General features: G+C 38.0%; 25 protein-coding genes and 4 tRNA genes. 9 read left to right on the top strand and 20 right to left on the bottom strand.

The features are described 5' to 3' along the window. Positions 1–16: 16 nt before the first annotated feature. Together glmM and ACFOSX_RS10550 are read left to right on the top strand one after the other, a co-directional pair. A complete protein-coding gene (gene glmM / locus ACFOSX_RS10555) occupies positions 17–1,405 on the top strand; it encodes a phosphoglucosamine mutase (protein WP_386100526.1) in 1,389 nt (462 codons plus the stop codon). Positions 1,406–1,431: 26 nt separating this feature from the next. Next, positions 1,432–2,943, top strand: coding sequence for an aminotransferase class V-fold PLP-dependent enzyme (locus ACFOSX_RS10550; RefSeq protein ID WP_386100523.1), 1,512 nt, complete (start codon positions 1,432–1,434; stop codon positions 2,941–2,943). Positions 2,944–3,233: 290 nt separating this feature from the next. Here ACFOSX_RS10550 and ACFOSX_RS10545 read toward each other — a convergent pair whose 3' ends face one another. Then, positions 3,234–4,130, bottom strand: a complete 897-nt coding sequence (locus ACFOSX_RS10545) for a lysophospholipid acyltransferase family protein (protein ID WP_386100520.1) — start codon at positions 4,128–4,130, stop codon at positions 3,234–3,236. Between the two features lie 59 nt (positions 4,131–4,189). On the opposite strand from ACFOSX_RS10545, the gene ACFOSX_RS10540 reads away from it, so the two are divergent. Beyond that, positions 4,190–4,843, top strand: a complete 654-nt coding sequence (locus ACFOSX_RS10540) for a rhomboid family intramembrane serine protease (RefSeq protein WP_386100517.1) — start codon at positions 4,190–4,192, stop codon at positions 4,841–4,843. A gap of 131 nt (positions 4,844–4,974) precedes the next feature. On the opposite strand, the gene ACFOSX_RS10535 is transcribed toward ACFOSX_RS10540, so the two are convergent. Then, positions 4,975–5,048: transfer RNA gene (locus tag ACFOSX_RS10535), tRNA-Pro, on the bottom strand. Positions 5,049–5,485: 437 nt separating this feature from the next. On the opposite strand from ACFOSX_RS10535, the gene ACFOSX_RS10530 reads away from it, so the two are divergent. After that, the gene (locus ACFOSX_RS10530) at positions 5,486–6,238 is read left to right on the top strand and encodes a carbonic anhydrase (RefSeq protein WP_386100514.1); all 753 of its coding nucleotides are present in this window, start codon (positions 5,486–5,488) and stop codon (positions 6,236–6,238) included. 1 nt (position 6,239) lies between these two features. Further along, the gene (locus ACFOSX_RS10525) at positions 6,240–6,944 is read left to right on the top strand and encodes a DUF2490 domain-containing protein (protein ID WP_386100511.1); all 705 of its coding nucleotides are present in this window, start codon (positions 6,240–6,242) and stop codon (positions 6,942–6,944) included. 199 nt (positions 6,945–7,143) lie between these two features. Here the strand turns inward: ACFOSX_RS10525 and ACFOSX_RS10520 are convergent. The 5 genes from ACFOSX_RS10520 to ACFOSX_RS10500 form a co-directional block, all read right to left on the bottom strand. Next, positions 7,144–7,217: transfer RNA gene (locus ACFOSX_RS10520), tRNA-Arg, on the bottom strand. Between the two features lie 71 nt (positions 7,218–7,288). Continuing rightward, positions 7,289–7,363 (bottom strand) — tRNA-Pro (locus tag ACFOSX_RS10515). A gap of 23 nt (positions 7,364–7,386) precedes the next feature. Next, positions 7,387–7,470, bottom strand: a tRNA-Ser gene (locus ACFOSX_RS10510). Between the two features lie 195 nt (positions 7,471–7,665). After that, complete coding sequence (locus ACFOSX_RS10505; protein WP_386100508.1) at positions 7,666–8,331, bottom strand: Crp/Fnr family transcriptional regulator; 666 nt, start codon at positions 8,329–8,331, stop codon at positions 7,666–7,668. A 62-nt stretch (positions 8,332–8,393) separates the two neighbouring features. Continuing rightward, on the bottom strand, positions 8,394–8,684 hold the full coding sequence (locus ACFOSX_RS10500) for a hypothetical protein (protein WP_386100505.1): 291 nt from the start codon (positions 8,682–8,684) through the stop codon (positions 8,394–8,396). Positions 8,685–8,883: 199 nt separating this feature from the next. On the opposite strand from ACFOSX_RS10500, the gene ACFOSX_RS10495 reads away from it, so the two are divergent. The 4 genes from ACFOSX_RS10495 to pdeM are packed head-to-tail and all read left to right on the top strand — an operon-like array spanning position 8,884 to position 14,595. Next, complete coding sequence (locus tag ACFOSX_RS10495) at positions 8,884–9,909, top strand: ligase-associated DNA damage response exonuclease (protein ID WP_386100502.1); 1,026 nt, start codon at positions 8,884–8,886, stop codon at positions 9,907–9,909. After that, the gene (locus ACFOSX_RS10490; protein ID WP_386100499.1) at positions 9,906–11,495 is read left to right on the top strand and encodes an ATP-dependent DNA ligase; all 1,590 of its coding nucleotides are present in this window, start codon (positions 9,906–9,908) and stop codon (positions 11,493–11,495) included. The genes ACFOSX_RS10495 and ACFOSX_RS10490 overlap by 4 nt, the downstream gene beginning before the upstream one ends. A gap of 44 nt (positions 11,496–11,539) precedes the next feature. Next, positions 11,540–13,948, top strand: a complete 2,409-nt coding sequence (locus ACFOSX_RS10485; protein WP_386100622.1) for a ligase-associated DNA damage response DEXH box helicase — start codon at positions 11,540–11,542, stop codon at positions 13,946–13,948. Beyond that, entirely contained in the window at positions 13,948–14,595 is a 648-nt protein-coding gene (pdeM, locus tag ACFOSX_RS10480; RefSeq protein ID WP_386100496.1) for a ligase-associated DNA damage response endonuclease PdeM, read from the top strand. Before ACFOSX_RS10485 ends, pdeM begins: the two co-directional genes overlap by 1 nt. Here pdeM and ACFOSX_RS10475 read toward each other — a convergent pair. The 13 genes from ACFOSX_RS10475 to ACFOSX_RS10415 form a co-directional block, all read right to left on the bottom strand. Then, the gene (locus tag ACFOSX_RS10475; RefSeq protein WP_386100494.1) at positions 14,585–15,763 is read right to left on the bottom strand and encodes a class I SAM-dependent methyltransferase; all 1,179 of its coding nucleotides are present in this window, start codon (positions 15,761–15,763) and stop codon (positions 14,585–14,587) included. The two genes, pdeM and ACFOSX_RS10475, sit on opposite strands and share 11 nt — an antisense overlap. Positions 15,764–15,768: 5 nt before the next feature. Continuing rightward, on the bottom strand, positions 15,769–16,857 hold the full coding sequence (locus ACFOSX_RS10470) for an AI-2E family transporter (protein WP_386100492.1): 1,089 nt from the start codon (positions 16,855–16,857) through the stop codon (positions 15,769–15,771). A 48-nt stretch (positions 16,858–16,905) separates the two neighbouring features. After that, on the bottom strand, positions 16,906–17,994 hold the full coding sequence (locus tag ACFOSX_RS10465) for an AI-2E family transporter (RefSeq protein ID WP_386100490.1): 1,089 nt from the start codon (positions 17,992–17,994) through the stop codon (positions 16,906–16,908). Between the two features lie 76 nt (positions 17,995–18,070). Further along, positions 18,071–18,583, bottom strand: coding sequence for a TrmH family RNA methyltransferase (locus ACFOSX_RS10460; RefSeq protein ID WP_386100487.1), 513 nt, complete (start codon positions 18,581–18,583; stop codon positions 18,071–18,073). A 14-nt stretch (positions 18,584–18,597) separates the two neighbouring features. Continuing rightward, complete coding sequence (locus ACFOSX_RS10455; protein WP_386100484.1) at positions 18,598–19,344, bottom strand: YebC/PmpR family DNA-binding transcriptional regulator; 747 nt, start codon at positions 19,342–19,344, stop codon at positions 18,598–18,600. Between the two features lie 113 nt (positions 19,345–19,457). Continuing rightward, a complete protein-coding gene (locus tag ACFOSX_RS10450; protein ID WP_386100481.1) occupies positions 19,458–19,748 on the bottom strand; it encodes a 4a-hydroxytetrahydrobiopterin dehydratase in 291 nt (96 codons plus the stop codon). Between the two features lie 111 nt (positions 19,749–19,859). Then, positions 19,860–20,690 (bottom strand): sugar nucleotide-binding protein, encoded by an 831-nt coding sequence (locus ACFOSX_RS10445; RefSeq protein ID WP_386100478.1) that lies wholly within the window; start codon positions 20,688–20,690, stop codon positions 19,860–19,862. 23 nt (positions 20,691–20,713) lie between these two features. Next, a complete protein-coding gene (gcvT, locus tag ACFOSX_RS10440; RefSeq protein ID WP_386100475.1) occupies positions 20,714–21,796 on the bottom strand; it encodes a glycine cleavage system aminomethyltransferase GcvT in 1,083 nt (360 codons plus the stop codon). Positions 21,797–21,880: 84 nt separating this feature from the next. After that, positions 21,881–22,303, bottom strand: a complete 423-nt coding sequence (locus ACFOSX_RS10435) for a hypothetical protein (RefSeq protein WP_386100472.1) — start codon at positions 22,301–22,303, stop codon at positions 21,881–21,883. A 44-nt stretch (positions 22,304–22,347) separates the two neighbouring features. Beyond that, positions 22,348–22,824 (bottom strand): hypothetical protein, encoded by a 477-nt coding sequence (locus tag ACFOSX_RS10430; RefSeq protein WP_386100469.1) that lies wholly within the window; start codon positions 22,822–22,824, stop codon positions 22,348–22,350. Between the two features lies 1 nt (position 22,825). Then, the gene (locus tag ACFOSX_RS10425; RefSeq protein ID WP_386100466.1) at positions 22,826–23,494 is read right to left on the bottom strand and encodes a LytR/AlgR family response regulator transcription factor; all 669 of its coding nucleotides are present in this window, start codon (positions 23,492–23,494) and stop codon (positions 22,826–22,828) included. 16 nt (positions 23,495–23,510) lie between these two features. Continuing rightward, positions 23,511–24,557: a sensor histidine kinase gene (locus ACFOSX_RS10420; protein ID WP_386100463.1), complete on the bottom strand. Its 1,047-nt coding sequence runs from the start codon at positions 24,555–24,557 to the stop codon at positions 23,511–23,513. A gap of 1 nt (position 24,558) precedes the next feature. Next, complete coding sequence (locus ACFOSX_RS10415; protein WP_386100460.1) at positions 24,559–25,215, bottom strand: hypothetical protein; 657 nt, start codon at positions 25,213–25,215, stop codon at positions 24,559–24,561. Between the last annotated feature and the right edge of the window lie 64 nt (positions 25,216–25,279).

The raw sequence follows: 25,279 nt of genomic DNA, 5'->3' as shown, positions 1-25,279 counted from the left end.
TGAAAATAGAAACTATATGACCCTTATAAAATCAATTTCAGGAATTAGAGGCACCATCGGTGGTGCTGTTGAAGAGAATTTAACGCCTATTGACGCCGTAAAATTCGCTTCAGCCTATGGTACTTGGATTAAGCAACAACGTAATAAAGAAAATTACCGTGTGGTTGTTGGTCGCGATGCCCGAATTTCTGGCGAGATGATTCAGAATTTAGTAATGAATACGCTCGTGGGACTTGGTATCCATGTTATTGATTTAGGCTTATCCACTACACCAACGGTTGAAATCGCCGTGCCTATGGAACATGCTGATGGTGGTATCATTTTAACGGCCAGCCACAATCCCAAACAATGGAATGCCTTGAAACTACTGAATTCCGATGGCGAGTTTTTGAATGGCGAAGAAGGACAGAAAATTCTGGAAATTGCCGAAAGCAATGACATGACCTTCGCTGAAGTTGATGATTTGGGAAAAATCACCAAGAATCAAGCGTATATTGATATGCATATCGATGAGGTTTTGGCTTTGCCTTTGGTCAATGCCGAAGCAATCGACAAAGCCAATTTTAAGGTAGTGGTAGATGGCGTCAATTCTACAGGAGGAATCGCCATTCCTTTATTGCTGGACCGATTGGGGGTTCATACCGAGAAACTTTACTGTGAGCCTACGGGGCATTTTCCGCATAATCCAGAACCTTTAAAAGAGCATTTAACTGACTTGTCCGAAGCTGTTAAAAAAGAAGGTGCTGACTTGGGGATTGTGGTGGACCCAGACGTCGACCGACTGGCCTTTATGGATGAAAACGGTGAGATGTTTGGCGAGGAATACACACTTGTGGCTTGTGCCGATTATGTATTGAGTAAAACACCTGGAAACACGGTGAGTAACATGAGTTCTACGCGAGCGCTACGGGATGTCACCGAAAAGCATGGTGGTACTTATGAGGCTAGTGCCGTAGGCGAAGTCAATGTAGTGAGTCTCATGAAAAAAAATAACGCCGTTATTGGTGGTGAAGGCAATGGGGGAATTATTTATCCAGAATCGCATTACGGCCGTGATGCTTTAGTCGGCATTGCCTTATTTTTAAGTCTATTGGCCGAGAAGAAAATGTCGGTTAGCGAATTGAAAGCGTCTTATCCGTTATATTTTATGAGCAAGAAAAAGATTCAGTTAACACCAGAATTGGATGTTGATGGTCTTTTGAAGGCGATGGAAGAAAAATATAGTCACGAACGTTTGACTACAATTGACGGTGTAAAGATAGATTTTGACAACTCTTGGGTACATCTAAGAAAAAGTAATACCGAACCGATAATTCGAATTTATACGGAAGCACCAAGTCAATCTGAAGCAGACACACTAGCTGACCGTATCATCGGAGAAATAAAGCACATCGCTAATATTTAGTACCTTGCACTATTACCAAAATAGAAATGGCAACACCACTTGTAGCAGATAGATTAGAAACTTCAGAATTAGAGAGGTATTTTGAGCAATTCAGGCAACATATTGTCGGTTGTGATCAAACTTTCAAGTCTCCTTATGGCGAGCAAAAAATCATCTATACAGATTGGACGGCTTCAGGACGTTTGTACAGGCCGATAGAGGAGAAGTTGCTAAACGAATTTGGACCTTTCGTAGCAAATACACATACAGAAACGACAGTGTCTGGTACAGCCATGACTAAAGCGTATCATAAAGCGAAGCAAATCATAAAAACACATGTCAACTGCAACGAGGATGATGTGTTGATTGTGTCGGGTAATGGAATGACGGGTGTCATAAACAAATTCCAACGTATTCTAGGCTTAAAAGTTCCTGAAAATCTTCGTGAGCATACCAATGTGCCTGACATCATGAAACCTGTGGTTTTTGTGACGCATATGGAACATCATTCCAATCAGACGTCTTGGTTAGAAACCATTGCCAAAGTTGAGGTCATTCCTCCAGGGAACGATGGTTTGTTCAGTATGGAAAATCTTGAAAAACTTTTAGACGATTACAAAGAGTGTACTATTAAGATAGCATCCATCATTGCAGGTTCTAATGTAACGGGGATTCAAAATCCAGTAAATGCTATTGCAAAAGTGATGCATCAACATGGCGGGGTTTGCTTTGCAGATTATGCCTGTTCCGCACCTTATGTAGATATTAATATGCATCCTGAAGATGAAGACAGTTATTTGGATGCCATATTCTTCTCACCACATAAGTTTTTAGGTGGCCCAGGAACCTCTGGGGTATTGGTATTCAATAAAAAGCTCTATAAAAATATGGTGCCTGATTGTCCCGGTGGTGGCACCGTTAGCTGGACGAATCCATGGGGCGAACATAAGTATATTGATAATATTGAAGACCGTGAGGATGGTGGTACACCAGGATTTCTTCAAACCATAAAAACAGCGCTTTGCATTAACTTGAAAGAAAAAATGGGCGTTGACAAGATGCTAAAACGTGAGCATGAGTTGGTGTCTTATGTTTTCAATCGCCTTGACGATGTTGAAAATATCAATATTCTGGCGGGTCAACATAAAGACCGTTTGGGTGTCATTTCATTTTACATTGACGATTTGCACTATAATTTAGGTGTGAAATTACTCAATGATAAGTTTGGTGTACAAACCCGAGGTGGTTGTAGTTGCGCAGGTACTTATGGGCATTATTTGCTTCATGTCGATTATCAAAAATCCCAAGAATTAACCAATGAAATATCTATTGGTGATTTAGTGCGTAAACCGGGTTGGATACGCATGAGCATTCACCCAACGACAACCAATGCCGAAATTGAATTCGTCTGTGACAGTATTATTGCGTTATCCAAAAACCATGAAGAATGGGAAAAGGACTATCAGTATTCATCTTGTAATAATGAATTTGTCCACAAATCTCTTTTAGATAAGGATTGCAAGCAGACATCAGAAATTAACGACTGGTTTAAGTTATAATTGAGTTTCAAGTAAGAAGGAGACTTTTAGAAATTTACTTGACTGGCGTCATGATAGAAATTAAGAGTTAGCAGAACGTAACTCGTAGGGCGAGTCCTTAATCAATTCGCAGAATTGAGCATCAAAATTCAGGAATAATGAGCGAAGGAATGGAGATGCGAAGCGAAACTTCAAGCACGCAATTCCGAGAGCGAGTGGTGCGAGAGCAATTCCCTATATTTTGATTGTGTCCCGACGCTTCGGGATTGGTTCGTTTTGCATCAAGGCAAAATGAATAGAAATTTAAAACCTCAAGATTTTTTAAACTGTTCCGGAACATGGTCCTTATGCTTCCAGCGCTTATGCGTCCATAAATAGTATTGTGGCGCTTCGTGAATCTGTTTCTCAATTAAATTGAAATACATGTCCGTAATCTCATAATCCGGATAATGATTTGGATTTTCCGTAATCGTTTCAAAAGTGGTCATATAATAACCGCGTCTTAAACGTTTTACTCGAAAAAACACCACAGCCAAATCCATTTTTTTAGCTAAGGTTTCAGCACCAGTATGCATTGGTACTTTTATACGCATAAATTCCCCCCAATGGTAGGCTTTGTCTCGTTTTGGTGATTGGTCGGCCGCAAAGCCATACATGGTCAATTCTCTCTTTTTATGGGATTCAGACAATATGGAAAATGTTTCCTTAGTCGTAATTAAGTAGGTATCATGTTTAGCTCTGATACGTTTCACCAAACGGTCAAAGTATTTGTTCGCAAGTCGTTTGTAAACCGCGTAACCCTTGTAGCCAATGTAAGTTTGAAGAATAAACACCCACTCCCAACTACCGTAATGGCCACACATTAACATCACACTTCTTTGTCGAGATTCTAGGTCTCTAACGAGTTCAATATTTGAAAACTTGTAGCGTTTTTTCAATTCCTCTCTAGAAATTGTCATTGATTTGATTGATTCCACAATCATATCACATAAGTGATGATAAAATTTTGAGGCAATGCTCTTTATTTCTGCATCTGATTTTTCAGGAAAAACCAGTTTTAAATTAGATGTTACCACCTTAGTTCTGTAACCAAATAGTTTATAAACGAAAAGGTATAAAAGGTCTGAAAATGCATACAACAACCGAAACGGTAAAATGGAAATGAGATAGAGAAACGGATAAACCAGGATGTAGGCCAGAAGTTGCATCAAAGAATATTAAATTTGCGCCAAAGATAGAGTATATTTAAAATCTAAGATTAAAGTTTATGCTGAATTTAGGTCTGGTTACCTTGATTATTATCGCTGTAAATGTCATCATCTCCTTTAAGGGTTTTGGTGACCGTTTGTTTTTTGAACGCTACAAATTTAACGTAGGTGCCATAAAGCGTGGTGAACAAATTAGAATGTTTAGTTCTGGGTTTTTGCATGCGGATACAACACATCTGCTCTTTAATATGGTGACCTTGTTCTTTTTCGCGAATGTGGTTTTATCACGATTGGGGAATCTCAATTTTATCATCATATACGTTGCAAGTCTACTCTTTGGGAATCTGTTATCACTTTATTTTCATAAGCATGAAGACTGGTACAGTGCCATTGGCGCGAGTGGTGCGGTCACCGGAATATTATATTCGGCTATATTACTAGACCCTAATATGAGTCTTTATATGTTCTTTATCCCGATTCCTATACCAGGCTACATCTTCGGAATAGGCTATCTATTATACTCTATTATTGGTATGAAAAAACGTATTGGTAACATTGGCCACGATGCCCATTTCGGCGGTGCTGTTGGCGGTTACGTCATAACATTGTTGATGTATCCGTCTCTTCTTCAGACGGATTTATGGCATGTTGGTCTATTGGCGATTCCTATTGTCATTTTGTTTGTGATGTATAAGACCGGGAAGCTGTCTTGATTGAAGATGGATTTAAAGTATCCATTTACATCGCTATTGTAGCAAATTAAAGCAAAGCTTTAATTTATTTAAAGCTAAAAGACCTGCTTAAGAAAGTGAACTTTCTACGCAAGTCTTTTAGCTTTAACTTGTCGGGATGACTGGATTTGAACCAGCGACCCCTAGCACCCCATGCTAGTACGCTACCAGGCTGCGCTACATCCCGAGTAATTTTCTAAAAATCTAATGAACGGTAAAAATAGAATTTCTAATGAGATTGTAAAACTCTATTAAATCTAAAAATGGCTATACTTATGAGGGATGATCACGCATTGCGTGACGACCCCTAGCACCCCATGCTAGTACGCTACCAGACTGCGCTACATCCCTATTAAATCCATCGAATACGGGGTAGCGTGAAAATACAGAACACACCACTTATCCCTAATAAAATACAAGTAAAACTAATTAGTATTTTTTAAAATTCTTAATATCAGAAACATAAAATCCGTTATTCTTTTTAAAATATTTGTTATACTTTTTTTTTTAAAAGTTTAGCTTTTTAATTTTAATAGTAATACTATTAAAATTTTGTTAATTGAAAATTTGACATTAAAATTTATTTTAAATTTGTCTAACATTTTTAATAAAAACCTAAACACTATGAAGAATATTTTATGCCTTTTCATGCTATTTTCGTCCTTTGGATTATTTAGTCAGACCCAAAAAATTTCAGAATTATTGAAACTTGAAAAAAACATGTACTTCGCCGACCGTGATAGCGCGTACGCCGATCCATACTACGGTTTAAAAAAATTGATTTATGGAAATAAGCGCTTCGCCGAAAATAAGAGTATATCTCCAAGACAGACGGATGAAGATCTTAGAAATACAGAGTTAGGCCAGACACCTTTTGCTACCATAATTGGTTGCGCAGACAGTCGCGTACCAAACGAAATTATTTTTGATCAAGGTGTCGGAGACTTATTTATAACTCGAACCGCGGGGCAAGTTATGGCAGAGGCTTCTTACGGTACTATAGAATATGCTGTTGCGGCATTAGATACTAAACTTATTGTGGTTTTAGGACACCAAAGCTGTGGAGCAGTTGATGCGGCAATGAAACTTCCAGAAAATCCGCCAGGACACGTTGTAACGTTAATCAACGCTATTAAGCCAGCATCGCTCAAGGCCAAACAATCCAATTTGTCGGACGTGGAAGAATTGGATATTGCAGTACACGAAAATGTTAGAGAACAAGTAAAATTATTGAGAAACCTTGAGCCACTTTTGAGTCGGAAATACCAAGCAGGAGAGACTTTAATTGTGGGTGCTGTTTACAACATGCAATCTGGTAAAGTTGAATTCTTGGAAGATACCATTACAAGTCTTCCTAAATTTGCAAAAGCTAAGTAATATGAAATCCATTCAAAATTATATTGTTATTGTATTTTTATGCCTTGGTACTTCAAATGTATTTGCCCAAGGACCCGATGAAGACCAATTAGGTGCATGGTATATGTACTTTTGGAACACCACCTTCGGTGAATCTAATTGGGGGTTGCAAGGTGATTATCAATACCGTGACTGGCGTGGCATTGGCGATAGGGAACAACTGCTTCTAAGAACTGGTGTAACCTATACCCCCAAAGACTCTGGGGTTAAATTTACCTTAGGATATGCAAATATTACCTCTGGACAATTCGGAACAGAAATTGATGCACCAGTGTCAGAAAACAGGATTTACCAAGAAGCGCTTTTCGGCCAAACTATTTGGAAAAAACTTCTCCTTACGCACCGCATTCGGTACGAGCAACGTTTTGTAGAAGATCAGGATTTTAGAACCAGATATCGCTATAACCTATTTGTTAACGTTCCTTTTAAAGGTGATAATCTTAATAAAAATACATGGTATTTTGCCTTTTACAATGAAATCTTTATCAATGGGGAGCGACGTATTGGTGACGGAAGAAGCGTACAGTTTTTTGACAGAAACCGGACCTATTTAGGACTTGGTTATTCGCTAACGGACAGTATACGTTTTCAATTGGGATGGATGGAACAGACAACGGTAAATTGGCAAAAAGGGCAGTTGCAGTTTAGTATGCATCACACGTTCTAATACTTAACAGTATTTCTAGATATAAAATCCTTTCATCGTTTGCGAAAGGATTTTTTATTGTAATTAACCCCCAAGTCCGTTTTAAGTCCGTTCTTAGTGTAAATTTAGTCATAATTAGTACATAAAACAAGTTTTAAGAAGATCACTAAGGTAGAGCTATAAAAGCAAAAACCCCGCTAATAGCGGGGTTTTAATGTAGTGATGGCACTAGGATTCGAACCTAGGACCGCCTGCTTAGAAGGCAGGTGCTCTATCCAGCTGAGCTATGCCACCATTAATCACAAAATTTGCAATTAAATGATGTCGGGTTTGTCACGTTTCAAGGCGTGACGACCTCCAACTTGTCGGGGTGGCAGGATTCGAACCTGCGACCTCCGCGTCCCAAACGCGGCGCGATAACCGGGCTACGCTACACCCCGATTTGGTTACCATTTCAAAGTTGCGGAGAGACCGGGATTCGAACCCGGGCAACACTTACGCGTTGACAGATTAGCAATCTGCTCCATTACCACTCTGGCACCTCTCCAATACATTTTTAAAAGAACGTCTCTCAAATGCGGATGCAAATGTAACTTTTCATATTAAAGAACGCAATATTTTTTTTGTGTTTTTTGGAGGAAGTATCATTATCATAAAGATGAGGTAGATAGCTATTCTAAAAATGCAAATAGGTCCGTTACGAAATGTATAAGGGTTCAAAATTAAGCCCGAAATTTTATTGTTATAACAATTTAATACGTTTTCCATCAGTCTCAATAGAGCCCTCTTTTTTGAGACTTGATATTGTCCGAATAGTGACCTCTTTCGCCGTTCCAATAATATTAGCCATATCTTCTCGCGTAAGTAAAATAGCTAAGTAGCCATCAGCATCTAAACCAAAATTATCTTTTACATATCTAAATAGTTCCAATAGTCGTTCACTTACCGTTTTTTGACCCAGCAGTACTAACGCATCTTCAGATGTTTTTAAGTCATCGGCAATTCTAAGAAGTAATTCCTTAGTGAATTTTATATTGCCCTCAATGTTTGTTGAAATTTCTTGTTTTGCTATAAAACACACCTCCATATCATTGAGGGCAACAGCTTTTAAATTGGCAGACTGCTCAGTAATTACAGAACGTTGACCTAGGAGTTCTCCTTTTTTTACAAGCTTCACAATTTGGTCTTTACCATTTTCGCTAAGTTTTGAAAGCTTTGATACACCACTGCGTACACAAAAAACGCCATTTAGTTTTTCACCTTCTTCAAAAATGGATTCACCTTTTTTAACGCGTTTGGTTACTTTACTGTCTGAGATACGCTTCAATTCATTTTTGTTTAGGGCATTGAGTGCATTCAACTTCCTAATAATACAATTTTCGCAACGTGTTTCGCTTGAGTTTTCCATATAAAAAGCCCTGAGGAATAAAGATATAAAACCTCAGGGCAACATTAAAAAATTAGGTTATTTTAACTGAAAGCTACGCCGAATGTCATAACTAAAAAACTGGTTAAAACGCTAGCTATAAGTAATTTTAATACAACTGACGGCTTTTGTACGGTTAATATCGATGCATTATGAATACTGCAAGCACACACTACCAAAAACACCTGAAACATCTGAAAGAAACCATTGCCTTGCATTACAGAGGTCATGATTGCTACAGAACCAATACAAGTAGAAAGGACAATAGCCATAGCTGTATATCCTAGAAAATTCTCAGTCCATTCTCGTTCAATTTTTTGATATAAAGTAGTCATAATGATTAGGTTTTAATTATAGATACAAAGTTAGAATCACAGGTAAGGATAAAAGATGACTTATGTCACCTTTTGACTTTTTTGATGCTTTTATGTTTAAAATAAATGGAATGGAGCACAAAAAAGTAGTCCTATTTAACAAAAACTTCAATCAATTTCATTGTCATTTTTGTAGCTTCATATTTCGAAAATAACCAACATGTCTTACATCAAATTCACTAAGAAGGGAATCTATTGTATTCCTGGAAAATTCTATTTAGACCCTTGGTTTCCTGTGGATTATGCGATTATTTCACATGGGCATGCGGACCATGCACGATGGGGCATGAAACGGTATCTTTGTGTGGATGATTCTAAGGCGATTCTTCAGCACAGAATCGGTGCAGACATTAATATTGAAAGTATTCCATATAACCATCATATCAAAATCAATGGTGTGGATGTCAGTTTTTTCCCGGCTGGTCATGTCATTGGTTCCGCACAAATCCGATTGGAATATAAAGGCGAAGTGGTGGTTTTTACGGGAGATTATAAAATTCAGCCCGATTTTATTACAACGCCATTCGAATCCATAAAATGCCACACCTTTATTACCGAAAGTACATTCGGTTTGCCGATTTATAATTGGAAAACTGAAGAACAGTTACAATCGGATATGCAATCCTGGCACGAAACTAATAAGGCAAACAACCGAACCTCAGTCTTTATTGGCTATTCCTTAGGAAAAGCGCAACGTATTATGTCATTGCTAGATGGTACTGATGAGATGTATGTGCATAATTCCATTCACCGTTTGAATCAAGCGATACAGGGCTCGGGAATTGATTTACCCAAAACGCAACTCCTGACTAATGATTTTGATAAGAAAGCCCTTCAGAATAAAATTGTGATTGTACCACCGGCATTATTGGGTTCCCGATTATTGAAACGATTGCCGAATCCTGCGACGGCCATTTGCTCAGGTTGGATGCAGATTCGTGGGAATCGCCGTTGGCAGGCTGTTGATGCAGGATTTGCAGTTAGTGACCATGCGGACTGGGATGGTTTAATTTCTGCAGTAAAGGCTTCAGAAGCTGAGCAAGTTTATGTCACTCATGGTTCCCAAGCGACGTTTTCGAAATATTTGAATGAAATCGGAATAAAAGCCGATGAGTTAATAACCGAATATGGTAACGATGCTATGGCGACTGCCGAAAAAGAATTGGAAAAAGCGGATACCGAATGAAACAGTTCTCCCAACTCATCAGCGCCATAGAGATTACGAATAAAACCAACGCTAAGATTGATGCCTTGGTAGAGTATTTTAAAGTTGCACCCGACAAAGATAAACTCTGGCTAATTGCATTATTTACTGGTAAACGTCCACCAAGACCGGTAAAGACCACTTTGATGAAACAATGGTGTATGGAAATCACAGAACTCCCGGAATGGTTGTTTTTGGAAAGCTACAGCACCGTTGGCGATTTAGGCGAAACCATAGCCTTATTATTGCCTAAACCAACGCACGACATTAATATCACACTTCATGAATGGATGATGGAGCTTAGGACTTTAAAACCGAAATCGGATGAAGAGAAAAAGAAATTTGTTCTCGAGGCTTGGTCGGGATTAGAACAGCAAGAACGATTGATTTTTAATAAATTGATAGGAGGAAGTTTTAGAATAGGCGTATCCAAAAAGACCTTAGTTAATGCCTTGGCGAAACTTACCGGCATTGACGCTAACCAATTGATGCATAGTATTATTGGACGCTGGTCTGTCGACGATATTACGTTTGATGCTTTGGTGCAAGGCACACATATTAATTACGATAACTCCAAACCTTATCCGTTTGCGTTGGCTTATGCGTTGGAAAAAGAATTACCTGAGTTGGGCAATCCCAGCGATTGGCAAGTGGAACAAAAATGGGATGGTATTCGAGGACAAATCGTGAAGCGAAATGAAGAAATTTTTATATGGTCGCGTGGCGAAGAATTGGTTACCGAACAATTTCCAGAATTAGTGGAGGCGTTTTCGAGCTTTCAACATGATTTTGTGATTGACGGGGAGATTCTGGCGTTGAAAGACAATGACGTTTTGCTGTTCAACGACCTTCAAAAACGATTGAATCGAAAGAATGTCAGTAAGAAATTACTCGAAGAAGTCCCGATTGGTTTCTATGCTTATGACTTATTGGAATGGGAAAATCAGGATTTTCGAGATCAGTCGATGGAAAAACGTCGGAGTCAACTTGAGTTTTTGTTTAATAGCGTGGCACTTTCAAACTATATAAAACTATCGCATATCGTTCATTTTGAAGAATGGGACGAGCTCTGTAGCATCCGGGAGAACAGCAGAGCCATTAATAGTGAAGGCTTAATGCTCAAACAGAAAGCTTCGCCTTACCATACCGGTCGAAAGAAAGGCGAGTGGTGGAAATGGAAAGTGGACCCGCTGACCATAGATGCAGTAATGATTTACGCACAAAAGGGGAGTGGACGCCGAAGTTCAAAGTATACTGATTACACTTTCGCGGTAAAAAAAGACGAAGGTTTGGTTACCGTGGCCAAAGCCTATTCCGGCTTAACAGATAAAGAAATAACAGAGATTTCCCGTTGGGTCAATAAGAATGCTATTGAAAAATTTGGTCCTGTGAGAACGGTAAAACCTGAACTCGTTTTTGAAATCGCCTTTGAAGGCATTGCTTTGAGCAATCGTCATAAATCGGGTGTGGCTCTACGTTTTCCTCGGATTGCCCGATGGAGAAAAGATAAACCAGCCGAAGAGATTGATACCATAGAAACTGTAAAACAATTGATTACGGCATCGTGAGCACATTCAAAGAAAGTACGGGGATTGGCATCATCAATAATTGGATGGCGGAAAAAGCGCAGGCGCCGTTTCCGTTTCAGATGCAGACCTGGCAACGCTATGCCAATGGCTACAGTGGTATGGTGGTGGCCCCAACAGGATTTGGTAAAACCTATTCGGTATTTTTGGCGGTTGTTGTGGATTATCTCAACCATCCCGAAAACTATCCAAAAGGTTTAAAATTGCTTTGGATTAGCCCTTTGCGCTCGTTAGCTAAGGATTTGGCAAAGGCTATGTCTACTGCCATTGATGAGATTGGACTGGATTGGTCCGTGCAAGTTCGAAACGGCGATACACCAACTAAAATTCGGCGTCAACAAGAGCGATTAATGCCCGATATTTTACTGACTACACCTGAAACGATGCATTTGCTGTTTAGTCAGAAAAAGAATTCGCGCTGGTTTAAGGATTTGAAGTGTGTCGCAGTAGACGAATGGCATGAACTCCTGGGAAACAAACGTGGGGTTTTGACGGAATTGACTTTAGCACGATTGAAAAATCTGTCGCCTAAACTTCAGATTTGGGGCATTACCGCAACCATTGGAAATTTAGAAGAAGCAAAAAATGTCCTTTTACCTTACAAAGGTTTGAAGACCACGCAAGTTGTGGCCAAACAAAACAAAAAGCTGGATGTCATTTCCGTGCTTCCTGATGAGATTGAAGTTTTACCTTGGGCAGGACATCTGGGCGCAAAAATGGTGGATAAGATTATACCTATTATTTACGAAAATACCACGACGCTCATATTTACCAATACCCGAGGACAATCAGAATTATGGTATCAGTTAATCTTAAAATCAGCACCTGAATTGGCGGGATTGTTGGCCATTCATCACGGGTCTATCGATAAAAAACTGCGCAATTGGATAGAAGACAGTATTTCTTCAGGCGATTTAAAGGCTGTGGTTTGCACATCCTCGTTGGATTTGGGCGTTGATTTTAAACCTGTGGATTGCGTTATTCAGATTGGTTCTGCAAAAGGTGTGGCACGCTTCGTACAACGTGCGGGACGTTCGGGGCATTCGCCGTATGAGAAATCAAAAATTTACTTTGTACCAACACATTCCTTAGAATTGGTTGAAGTTTCAGCCTTAAAAGAAGCTATAAAAAATAAAGAGATAGAGTCGCGAGACCCAATGGTATTGACCTATGATGTGCTTGTGCAATTTATGGTCACCAATGCTGTCGGCGAAGGTTTTGATTCGGATAAATTATTCGAATTGATTCATGAAACCCACGCCTTTAGTTATATGACTAAGGACGAATGGTTATGGTGTCTTAATTTCATTACCAAGGGCGGAAAAACCTTATCGACTTATGAGGAGTTCCATAAAGTGGTTTTTGACGACGAGGATGGCTTATATAAAGTAAAAAGCAGACGTATCAGTATGTTGCATCGTATGAATATCGGCGCGATTGTGAGCGAAGCTATGATGTTGGTGAAATTTATTTCCGGAGGTTATGTCGGAATGATTGAAGAGTTTTTTATTTCGAAATTAAAACCAGGCGACAGCTTTATTTTGGCGGGTCGTGTTTTGGAATTGGTCACCATAAAAGATATGTCGGCACTCGTAAGGCGAAGCAAAGCCAAAAAGGCGATTACGCCAAGTTGGTTGGGCGGTCGTTTGCCATTGACTTCGCATTTAAGTCATTATTTGCGCTTAAAATTATCACAATCTTTAGAACCTAAACGATTAGAAAAAGAACTTCGGTTTTTGAATCCCTTGATTGCTACGCAAGACAAAAATTCACACATTCCCAAAGCCGATGAATTCTTAGTGGAAATGATAGAAACCCGAGACGGCCACCACTTATTTATGTATCCGTTTGAAGGCCGTTTGGTCCACGAGGTGATGTCTAGCCTAATTGCTTATCGGATTAGTAAATTAAAACAGCTGACGTTTACCATTGCTATGAATGACTATGGTTTCGAGTTGTTGAGTGACCAACCGATTCCGTTGGATGACGGCAATGTTGCCGATATCTTGACTAAGGATAATTTGATGGATGACGTCATAGCAAGCATCAACGCATCGGAAATGGCATCACGGAAGTTTCGGGATATTGCCGTGATTTCAGGCTTGGTGGTACAATCGCAACCTGGCAATCGAAAAAATAACAAGAGTTTGCAATCATCTTCAGGATTGATTTTTAGGGTGTTGGAAGACCATGAGCCCGATAATTTATTGCTGAGACAAGCTTATACTGAAGTATTTAATCAACAATTAGAAGAAGCTCGATTAAAATCTGCCTTTGAACGTATTTCAAATTCAAAGATTATCGTTAAATATGCAAGCTCATTTACACCGCTGAGCTTTCCATTAAAAGTGGATAGCTTGCGTGGTACCATGAGTAACGAAAGCTTGGATAAACGAATTCAACGTATAAAAGCACAAACGCAGAAAATTGATTAATGCAGATTGTAAAGCATCCCATTCAACTTAAATCCGAAGAATTAACGCTTACCAATCAGCGTGCTATATATTGGCAACGTGAGCGTGCCTTGATTTTATCGGATGTACACATTGGTAAAACCGCGCATTTTAGAAAATACGGCATCCCTATGCCTAAAACTATTTTGGAGCAGGATTTGGAACGTCTTATGGGTTTAATTGAACATTTTAACGCAAAAAAACTCTTGATTGTTGGGGATTTGTTTCATGCAGGAAGCAATACGGATTTAACTGTCTTTGAAGAATGGAAAGCAAAATCTAAAGACCTAAAAGTAGTGCTGATTAAGGGTAATCATGATAGAATTTCAAAGTCGGTAATCGAGCGTTTTCAATTAGAATTACATGCGCCAGAACTGGTCATAGAACCGTTTACCTTTATTCATGATAAAGGAGAAAATTCTTCAAGTTTTCAGATTTCTGGGCATACACATCCTGGCGTGACCATTGAAGGCAAGGGCAAACAACGGATTAAACTACCGTGTTATCAAATTACCGAAAGCGAATTGATACTTCCGGCATTTAGCTTATTTACGGGCTTAAATACTAAGAATGCACCAGAAGATTGCGACTGCTATGCTTTTACCGAAACGGGAATTTTTAAAGTTTAGAACAAACGATGATTATTTTTTCATCATCGGAGTTTGTCGTAAAAAAAAGATAAACCGAACCTCCATCCTTTATGCTTAACTTTTTGCGAATGTCGTGCACTGAGAGATTGAAATTTCGGGTTGTGACATTCGCCTTTTTAATACCCAATTTTGAAAATTGCTTTTTGTTGAAAGGAATTACCGTTTCAATTTTAAAAGAACGTCCTGGAAATTCTACGATGTTATCACTCGTATATAAATGCGAATGATGATGCAATTTAGAAACGCCTAATTTTTTGGCCAAAATTTTAAAGGCTCCTGATTTTAAAACAGAGACATTTGGCTCGTAGAGATATGTTTTAGGATATCCAAAATTGACTATTGCTTCAGACTCTTCATATAGCTTAAAACTAAATTCATCCTGACTATCACTATGAAGGTTTACTGCATGTATACTTATCTCGCCCTCATAGTCACGCTCTAACAAAAACATTAATTCTTTAACCTCGTTTTTGACGGCAACGACGTGAATATCCTTAACATGAACCAAATCAGAAATTGTTGCTGATATGTCGAGCAAAGGCGATGTTTTTATGAGAACGGTTTTGGCATACTTTAAGAACAGATTCTTGAATGTCTTAAGATTCGGCGTACAGTCGGATAGTAAAAACACTTTATTCTTTGCCTCATCACGTCGAGATGGGTCCACGTATAACACATCAAAAGGCTGGTCATTTTTCTTTAAGTATTCGATGCCGTCTGAGGCTACAGTTTCAATATTCTTTATTCTGAAGACTTCAAAATTATGTTTGGCGATATTGGCAAGTGTTGCGTTTTGTTCGCAATGCGTCACGGATTTAAAGTGTTTTGAAAACGCATAGCTGTCAACACCGAATCCACCCGTGATGTCAATGAGGCTTTCGTCTTTTATAAGTTTGGCTTTGTAATTGGCGGTTTTTTCAGACGAAGTTTGTTCAATATTCAATTTGTTGGGGTAGTAGATACCTTCGTGCTCAAACCAGGTAGGCAATTTTTTTTCGCATCGTTTTTTCGCTTCGATTTGTTCTGTAATGTCAGAAATGGATATGTCTTCAAACGGAGAACCCTTCAGAATTAAAGAGGCGACATCCGACTTTAAATTTGAAGTGATAAAGGATTGCACTTCGGGTTGAAGCAATTTCAGATTCATGGAACTTATAAATCTTTGGTCAGTTTTTTAACGATACGGTATTCGCTTAAAAATTCCTTAGCAATAACTTTTATGGTTGTATATAGAGGCACTGCGATAATAAGTCCCATAATTCCGAATAACAATCCGAATACGATAATGATTAGGAATATTTCTAAAGGTTTAGACTTTACACTTGCGGAGAAAATAAAAGGTTGGCTAAAGAAATTATCGACCAACTGCGCGATGATAAAACCAATCATTACATAAAGGGTCTTAGGTAAAATGACCGCTTGAAAGTCTTCTCCCAAATTACTCGTAATCGTCAATAAGCAAATTAAAATAGCACTAATCAGTGGTCCAACATACGGTATGACATTTAATAAAGCGCAAAGTGTTGCAATGATCAATGCATTCTGAATTCCAAAAATCAATAGAATAATAGAGTAAATGGTAAATAGAATTAACAGTTGTAAGAGTAGACCACCAAAGTACCTCGATAATAAATCACGTATGGTTATAAGAATGCGTGATAAACGCCACTCTTCACTTTTGGGAAAGAGAGATAGAATGCTGTTCACCAGAAGGCTTCTGTCCTTCAAGAAGAAGAAGAGGATAAACAATACCGAAAACAAACCAATACTAAAGCTTCCCAAGCCTGAAATTACAGAGTTTAAAAAATCTGGAATCATGCCAAAGTCAAATTCTGAAAATATCTCGGCTTCTTCAATTTGTGTCTCAACATCGACTTTTCGTATCCCGAAATAGTCAATGATTTCAGAATAGATGTATTCTACGTTTTGTTTTAGTAAGTCTACATCTAGTAAAGCCAGATTATGACTTTGCTCTATCACCAACGGAATAAACAGCGAAATAATGCCTAAAACGAGTAGGACAAACAATACCATAACCGTAATAACCGCTAGTGTTGGATGAAATTTTAAACGATTCTCTAAAAACTCTATCGCCGGTCGACCCACCAAGGACAAAACCCCTGCAATGGCTATATAACCAATCACCGAACGAATGGCGTAAATAAAATAGAGGAGTAGTGCAATGCCAATAATTACAGCAAGTGCCCTCAAAATACCGTTAGCGATAATTTTAGAATTCATAAGTTGGTTTATGCGCTAAAGATATTAAATCTTAACTGTTTGTTAGCCCTAAATATTTTCAGTGAGACGCTTTACAAATTTATATTCTGATAAAAATTCTTTTGAAATGACTTTAACTGTAGTGTAAACAGGAATCGCCAAAATCATCCCGAAAATCCCAAACAACAACCCAAATATTACAATGGCGATAAATATTTCTAGCGGATGGGATTTTACGCTCTTCCCGAAAATGACCGGTTGAAATACCAAATTGTCCAAAAGTTGTACTATGGCTACCCCAACGGCGATTATGACGAACTTTGGTAATAGCTCAGTTGAAAAGTCTGCTGCCAAATTGTTGGCCAAAACTATTAAGGCCATGGCGGCACCTCCAATTAAAGGTCCTAAATAGGGAACAACATTTAAGAAGCCACAAACGAGGGCAATGGCAAGTGCATTTTCAATATCCATACTAAACAATAGAAAAAAATAAAGTAATGATATGGTAAGTGTTTGTAACGTTAGGCCCAAGAAATAACGAGATAATAATACTCGAGATTTAAATATTACAAGCATAAAGCGTCTTTCATTCTTCTTTTCGGCAAAGGCCGTGACTGCTCTAATTAAAAGCTGGTCGTCTTTCAGGATAAAAAATGAAATAAACAGTACGGCAAAGATGCCAGCCATTATATCAGCACCATGAACAACAAAAAAGTCAGAAAAGTGAGATAAAAACTCCTTATTGACATTATTCATAAACTCAGTGTTCTTAATGGTTTCCACTAAATCTATCTGTTCTACACCAAGATATTCGCTGGCTTGGACACTCAGCTCATTTAGATCGCGACGAACCAGATCAAGATCAATTTCGGATACAATTTGTCCTTGTTCCAAAATAATGGGCACAAACATCCAAAGCATTAGGGCCACCACGGCAATCATAAAAACTAGGGTAGTAAAGGCGGCAAGCGTATTGCTAAATCGCAACTTATTAGTTAAGACCACTACGATTGGTCTACAAATAAGTGATACTGCCATAGCCACAAAAATAAAGAGCAACAAGATCTTAATCTTAAACATAAAATAAATGAACAGAACAATCCCAGCGATGATTGCAAGTGTCTGTAGATTCCCTTTTACGTAGTCTTTAACTTTCATGATTTAAATATAGCTTTTATACTTTACGGGTTAATCCGAATTTTTAAATACGCTACTAAAAAGAGCAAATGAGAACCTATAGGTTTTTATTTTGCAATTGCTTTGTAAGCTCATAGAGTGCTATGCTCGTGGCATGCGTTACATTCATGCTACTGTTATTGCCAAACATATCAATATGAATACAATACTCACATAAATTTAGGGCTTGCTCTGAAATACCATGATTTTCGTCGCCAATCAGCAAAACAATTGGGTTATGCTGTTTGAGTTTAAAATCTTTAAGAGAAAGACTAGTGCTGGTTATTTCTAAGCCGATAATGGTGTATGCAGATGATTGATAATCTTCAAGTACTTTAATTGCATCCGTTTCCAACGCAAAATCCACATATTGCTCCGTAGCTCTAGACGTTTTAGTAAAACGCTTTCCTAAGCTGACATGCTCACCACAAAAAATCAATTTTTCTACGCCGAAGGCATCTGCAGCTCTAAACAAACTACCCACATTTGCAGCATTTGTTACATTTTCCGAAACTATAACAATTGGAAACTGTTTCGTTGTAAATGGCGATGTGTAGTGGGTGTGTTGCACTTTGTTAGATGTGCTTACTCCGCACTTTCCTCCATGGTATGATACACATTCTGTACGTCATCATCTTCTTCAAGCTTTTCAATAAGTTTTTCAACATCTTTGGCCTGCTCGGGAGTTAACTTTTTAGTGACTTGCGGAATGCGTTCAAAACCAGAGGAAATAATTTCAAGATTGTTTTCTTCTAAGTATGATTGAATACTGCCAAAACTTTCAAACGGCGCGTAAATCATGATGCTGGTTTCTTCATTTCCATCGGCATCTTCATCGGTGTCCTCAAAGATTTCTTCAACACCGAAATCAATGAGTTCCAATTCCAATTCTTCGAGGTCAATATCGTCGGCTTTGATTTTAAAGTTACAGGTATGGTCAAACATGAATACCACAGAGCCCGATGTGCCTAAGCTTCCATCTGTTTTATTAAAGTAGGAGCGGACGTTGGCTACGGTTCTTGTATTGTTATCGGTAGCCGTTTCAATCAATACAGCAATACCGTGTTGTGCATAACCTTCAAAAATCACTTCTTTATAATCGCCTTGATTCTTATCGGATGCACGTTTTATGGCACGTTCAATATTATCTTTCGGCATGTTAACCGACTTGGCATTTTGTATTACGGCACGCAATCTTGAGTTGCTATCTGGGTCTGGACCACCTTCCTTTACCGCCATTACGATGTCCTTGCCAATGCGTGTGAAAGCCTTACTCATAGCTGACCAACGCTTCATTTTACGTGCTTTTCTAAATTCGAAAGCTCTTCCCATTAGAATATATTTTGATTCCCGAAACATCGGGATATTTATTTGTGTTTATTTCAAATTTGAACGCTCGAGAGGTTCATCGCAAATTTAACAAATTATGGATGTTTTTAAAACGTCTACTCTTCTGGCTCAACAATAGCTTCAATGGCTTCCACCAAATCGAAATCTTTTTGCGTAACGCCACCTGCATCGTGTGTGGATAGGGAGATTTTCAAGACGTTATAGACGTTGGACCAATCTGGATGATGGTTATGAGCTTCGCATTCAAAAGCAATTCGGCTCATGGCGCTGAAGCAATCTTTAAAGTTTTCAAACTCGAATTCGGCATGCAAGGCATCATCAAAATAATCCCAATCGGGGAATTGAAGGAGTTTGGCTTCTATGGTATCTTGGTCTAGTGATTTCATGTGTTTTAAAGTAAAAGAGTAATTTAATTTTTATTTGTTTGACTTCGACTTCACTCGGTCTGACATCATTTTAATTCTAGTAAATTAGCAAATACCTCAATCAAAACCAAGCTATTTTTCTAGTTCCTGAAGGACTTTTTGGCTTGTTATCTGAAGGTGTTTAGGCAATACATTATATTTTGGCAGTACGGCCAAATAACGGTCTTCATTGGTTGTAAACACATGTTTTAGAGATACTGCACCATCTGAAATTATGGCTAAGATATCTTTTATAAATTCATCATGATGTACCAAATCCGTTGAGCCCAAATGAAAAACACCATGTTTGTTTCGATTAATGATATAATGGATTTGCTGGGTGACTTTTTTGTCTAAGGTCACATTCATAATCAAATTTGGAAATATCTCTACGGCTTCTTTTTCTGAAATTAATTGTCGCATTTCTTGTATCCTCGGACAATTAGTACCAAAAACCATGGGCATTCTTAGAATAGCAACCTGACGCTTGGGTAAGCGCAATAACATGTTTTCAATCTTTATTTTGAAATGTCCATAAATACTATGGCTAAGGGTTTTGTCTGTTTCGTAGCTTGGGTATTTGCTATAGGCGTCAAAAGCATTGGCAGAGGACAGAAATATAATTTTAGATTGATGTTGCAAGGCATACTCCGAAATGTGCGCGTGTGCAATAGTCTGCGCATGAAAATTACCACGTAAGGCTGAGATGATGATGGAAGGTTTAGTGACTTCTAAAAGCTCATAAATATCGTCTTCTTCAACATTATAGTGAAAGAATTGTTTATTCTGTTCCCATTCCCTCTTAGGGGTGAAATACGTCCCGTATACCCTAAAATAAGGTGATAACTCCTTGTAAATGGCGTTGCCCAAGTAGCCACTGACGCCGAGAATAAGTATTTTATGTTTGCTCTGTTCCTGCTTCATTCGTTCGCCGTCTCAGGCCAATATTAGCCTTTATAGAACGGTAACTTTACAACGGTCGCAGGTAGCGCCTTCTTACGTACCTGAATGTTTATTTTGCTTCCAGGTTCTGCAAAGACTGTAGGTACGTAACCTAAGCCAATGCCTGTTTTGAGGGAAGGTGACATGGTGCCTGAGGTTACTCGGCCAATGGTTTTTCCGCTAGAATCTACAATTTCATAGCCTTGTCTTGGAATACCTTTTTCGTCTAACTCAAAAGCCACTAATTTTTGTTCTGGTGTGCGTTTTTTCTCTTCAGCAAGATTTTCAGAATTGGTAAAGTCTTTGGTGAATTTTACAATCCAACCCAAACCAGCTTCAAAAGGTGAAGTGGTATCATCAATATCATTTCCGTAAAGTGAATAGCCCATTTCCAAACGCAAGGTATCACGAGCGGCCAAGCCAATTGGTTTTATTCCGAAGTCAGCCCCAGCTTCAAATACGCGGTCCCAGATTTGTTTTACTTCAGAATTTTTACAGTAGATTTCGAACCCGCCACTTCCGGTATACCCAGTCGCTGAAATAATTACATGCTCTATGCCTGCAAAATCTCCAATAACGAAATTGTAAAATTTTATGTCTGACAAATCATGGCTAGACAGGGACTGCATAGCTTCAACGGCTTTAGGGCCTTGAATGGCTAATAACGCGTAATCGTCGCTCAAGTTTCGCATCGTAGCGTCTACATCATTTTTAGAGGATATAAACGCCCAGTCTTTTTCAATATTACTAGCATTAACGACTAGTAGATAAGTGTCGTCCTTAACACGATAGACAATTAAATCATCAACAATACCACCAGTTTCATTCGGTATACAGCTGTATTGTGCTTTTCCGACGGTTAATTTAGACGCATCATTACTCGACACTTTCTGAACCAAATCCAAAGCATTAGGGCCTTCAATTAAAAATTCGCCCATGTGGGATACATCAAAAACGCCAACAGCATTTCTAACGGTTTCGTGTTCTATATTCACACCTTCGTATTGTACGGGCATATTAAAGCCAGCAAAGGGAACCATCTTGGCACCTAAGGCAACGTGGGTTTCGTGTAAGGGCGTATTTTTCATCTATTAAGCGTCTTAAATTTTGAAGGGCTAAATTAATGAAATTTTACACCAATACTAGGGCAAAACTTGAATTTTGAAGTTCGTTTATACGCTCTTTTTACTTAGCTTTTTAGCAATGGTTCCACCTAAATAGGCCATAGGAATATAAGCTATTAATAAATCTGCGATGGTAAACCACGTTGGGCCGGGAATCATGTAATTAATCATGATACCTCCAAGCAAGAAGAGAACACCGACAATCATGGCAAAACGCATTTTATTCTGCTGAGCAATAAGTCCTGCTATTGTGGCTCCAACCAATGTTCCCATCGCATGCGCCAAAAATGGGAATATAAAATGTTCTGAACTTAGCGTGGGCATAATTTCGGCCATAGCTTCCAAGTCATTGGGGTCAAGTCCTTCAACAGGGTACATGGTATGTCCCAATTGCACAAGGCCCATATTTACTGCACTACCGGCTAACCAGCCGATAACTATTGCTAAAATTTTTCTTAGGATTGGATACATAACGAAATGGTTGTGTTAGATGTAGAAAGGTAGCAAAAAAAACGTCAATCCCTTAACTCTTCAAGTTGAACGGTATAGTCGTACTGTAAATCTTCATGTAGTACAGCTACTTTTTTAGCGATGGCTAGTTTTTGTCGGGCGTAGAGATTCTTCAATGTCTGATTTCGGTGAATATTTGGTTTTAAGCCGTTCAGACGTTCGCAAAAATAGAGGAGGAGTTCTATTTCTGTGGTTTTGCTATTGGAATATCTAGCATACGTTTTTATCTGCCGAAGAATCTTGCGGATGGTTTTCTTCATGTAGAAGTAGCTGTTGGTATTCATATTTTCAAAATCGGAATCCAATAGCTCTTTTACAGAAGCCACGTAATCATCTTCGTCATGCGCCTTAAAAAGTAAATAGGTGAGCAACGCTTTATTTTCTTTTTTAAACCGCGCTAAACGCAGGCACAATGCCATTAGCTCTGCATGAGATAAATGCTGTAATTCTTTTTTTATGGTGACGACGGATTCAATTTTCATGCTAGATATTTAATGCTTTTAAGACTTCAGGCTTAAAGGTTTGTCCTATAGGTAAACGTTGATGATTAATTATGATTTGATTACCTTTTAACATAGAAATATATTCCATATTTACACTAAAAGACTTATGGATTCTAAGAAAATACTGTGGTAATTTTTCTAGAAAAGAGGTAAAAGTACTAAGCGTCATTATGGTTTTTTGAGCCGTATGAACTTTAACATAATCGCCGAAGGCTTCAATATACAAGATGTCTTTGAGTTTCACCTTATGAAGCACCTTGTTTTCATTAAGAACTAAAAAATCATAAATTGAATTATCGTCTAGATAAGTTAACCGCTCCACAGCTGATAAAAAACGTTCGTAAGCAATAGGTTTTAACAAATAATCAACAGCATTGACTTCAAAACCATCAACGGCAAACTGTGGATAGGCCGTAGTAAATATAACTTTTGGAGGATTTACAAGGCGTTTGTAGAAATCCAAGCCCGTCTCATTTGGCATGTTAATATCCAAAAAAATGACATCGACCGTGGAATTGCTTTCAAGAAATTTAAAAGCTTCATCGGAGCTGAAACAGGTACCACTAAGAAATAAACCATCAGTTGATTTTATAAAATGATGTAGGACATTTTGAGAAGAAACTTCATCATCTACGACCAGGCAATTCAATATTTTTTTGTTGGACTTAATCATTTTGAACCTTGAAAAAGACTGTAAAATGCGTTTCAGATTTATCAACCTTAAACGTATGTCGATCTCCATAAATCAAATTAAGATTATTTTTGAGATTGCTAAGTCCTACACCAGAATATTTCTCCTCAATATTGACGTTAATGTGACTAATAGGGTTTTTAATCTTAAAACTCAGTGCGTCTCTGCCTTGTTCCAAATTTATGTCAATAGGATTTTCTATGGTTGCTAAAGATAAGCCGTATTTAAAACTGTTTTCTAGAAGAGGTAAAAAGAGCATGGGGTAAATTTGAAAATGGGGATTTTTTATCGACTGTTTAAACTGCACTCTTTTACCAATCGGTGTCCTGTGGTTTTGGAATTTGATGTAGTTTTCAATTAAAGTCACTTCCTTTTGAAGGCTCACACGTTTGGTGTCGGCATCATAGATGACATAGCGCAATACATCAGATAGTTCTACGATGGCCTTGGTTATTTTTTTGTTTTTATCGAGCGCCATGGCGTATATGACGTTCAGGGAATTGAACAAAAAATGAGGATTCATTTGAGCACGTAGTGCCATTAATTGTGTCTCTACCTGCTCGTTACGTTGTTTGAGTTCTTTGTTTTTTGAAGCATTAAAATAAAACCAATCTTTGGATAGTTTTAGTAAAGTAGTGGCAAGAAGAATAATTCCAAATAAAAGATAACTATTGAAATTGTTGAGATAAGAGCTAAAGAAGTAATCTGGAAAAATTAAATCTAATATGATTTGAAAAGAATAATCAAAAGCCCAAGCAGTGACAACCAATGTCAATAAAAATGCAACTATATAAGTAATGTAATGTTGCCTCTTTAATAGCTTGGGTATGAATTGATACAAGTTAAATGTTATAGGAACTGCTAAAAACACTATGAAAGTCATTGTGAAGAGGTAGTCAATGATAATTGGACTTTTGCCTTTTGAAAATACAAAGAGTAAAGTAACAAACATTATCAATGCCAAAAGCCCATTAAATAAAATGGGCTTATAAGCTTCTTTTATAGAAACGATATTCGACATGTTATTTGCTGGTTTGAGGGCTTAGTTTATAGGTTGTATCATTTTCCCATTTGTTATTTTCTTTGAATTTTTCAAATTTGTGTAAAAAGGCATTAAGGGCCTCGGTGTCATCGGTTAAAACTAAATCTTGATCAATACCGGATTTTTCGAACTTTAGTCTTAATTTCTCTTGCTCAAATAGACTTGTTATTGTCGACTCTGGCAACCATTTTAAGGCTATTGGTTTATCGTTCGAAAAATCTACTCTCGCAACGGAATGCGTTTTTAGAAGGTGCTGTGAAATTAAGTCGTTAATTTTATCAGTGTCATATATAAAAGGCATTACATCAAGATACACCGCTTTGCCAACTTTAAAAGGCATAGCAATGAAATTGGCCTCTTTCCCATGTTCTATATAGGTCATTACATAGCCATCTTTGTAATTTTCGTAAGCCTCACGATCTTCCTTCATAAGTTTTGTAGGCTCTTTGTTTTCTTTTTTCCATTCAGTTTTAAAGCTAACAAATTCCCAAGTTCCTTCCCTGTGGTCTATCCACTTACCAATTAAACGCGTATCGAAGTTAAGTTGTTCTTTTTTGTAAAACGGTTGTAATGATTTTACTATACAAGAAGAAAAAAGTAATAGTGCGCTTACTGCAATTAATAATCTAGTTTTCATAGTGTTTGTTTTAAAATTATAGTTCAAATCTCGAAAAAATGATAATGTATTAAAACAATTTTCG

It is taken from the genome of Winogradskyella maritima, assembly GCF_042650215.1.
GTDB classification, from domain to species: Bacteria; Bacteroidota; Bacteroidia; order Flavobacteriales; family Flavobacteriaceae; genus Winogradskyella; species Winogradskyella maritima.
The sequence above is the reverse complement of the archived record's forward strand: the minus strand, read 5'-3'. Positions and strand labels throughout refer to the sequence as shown.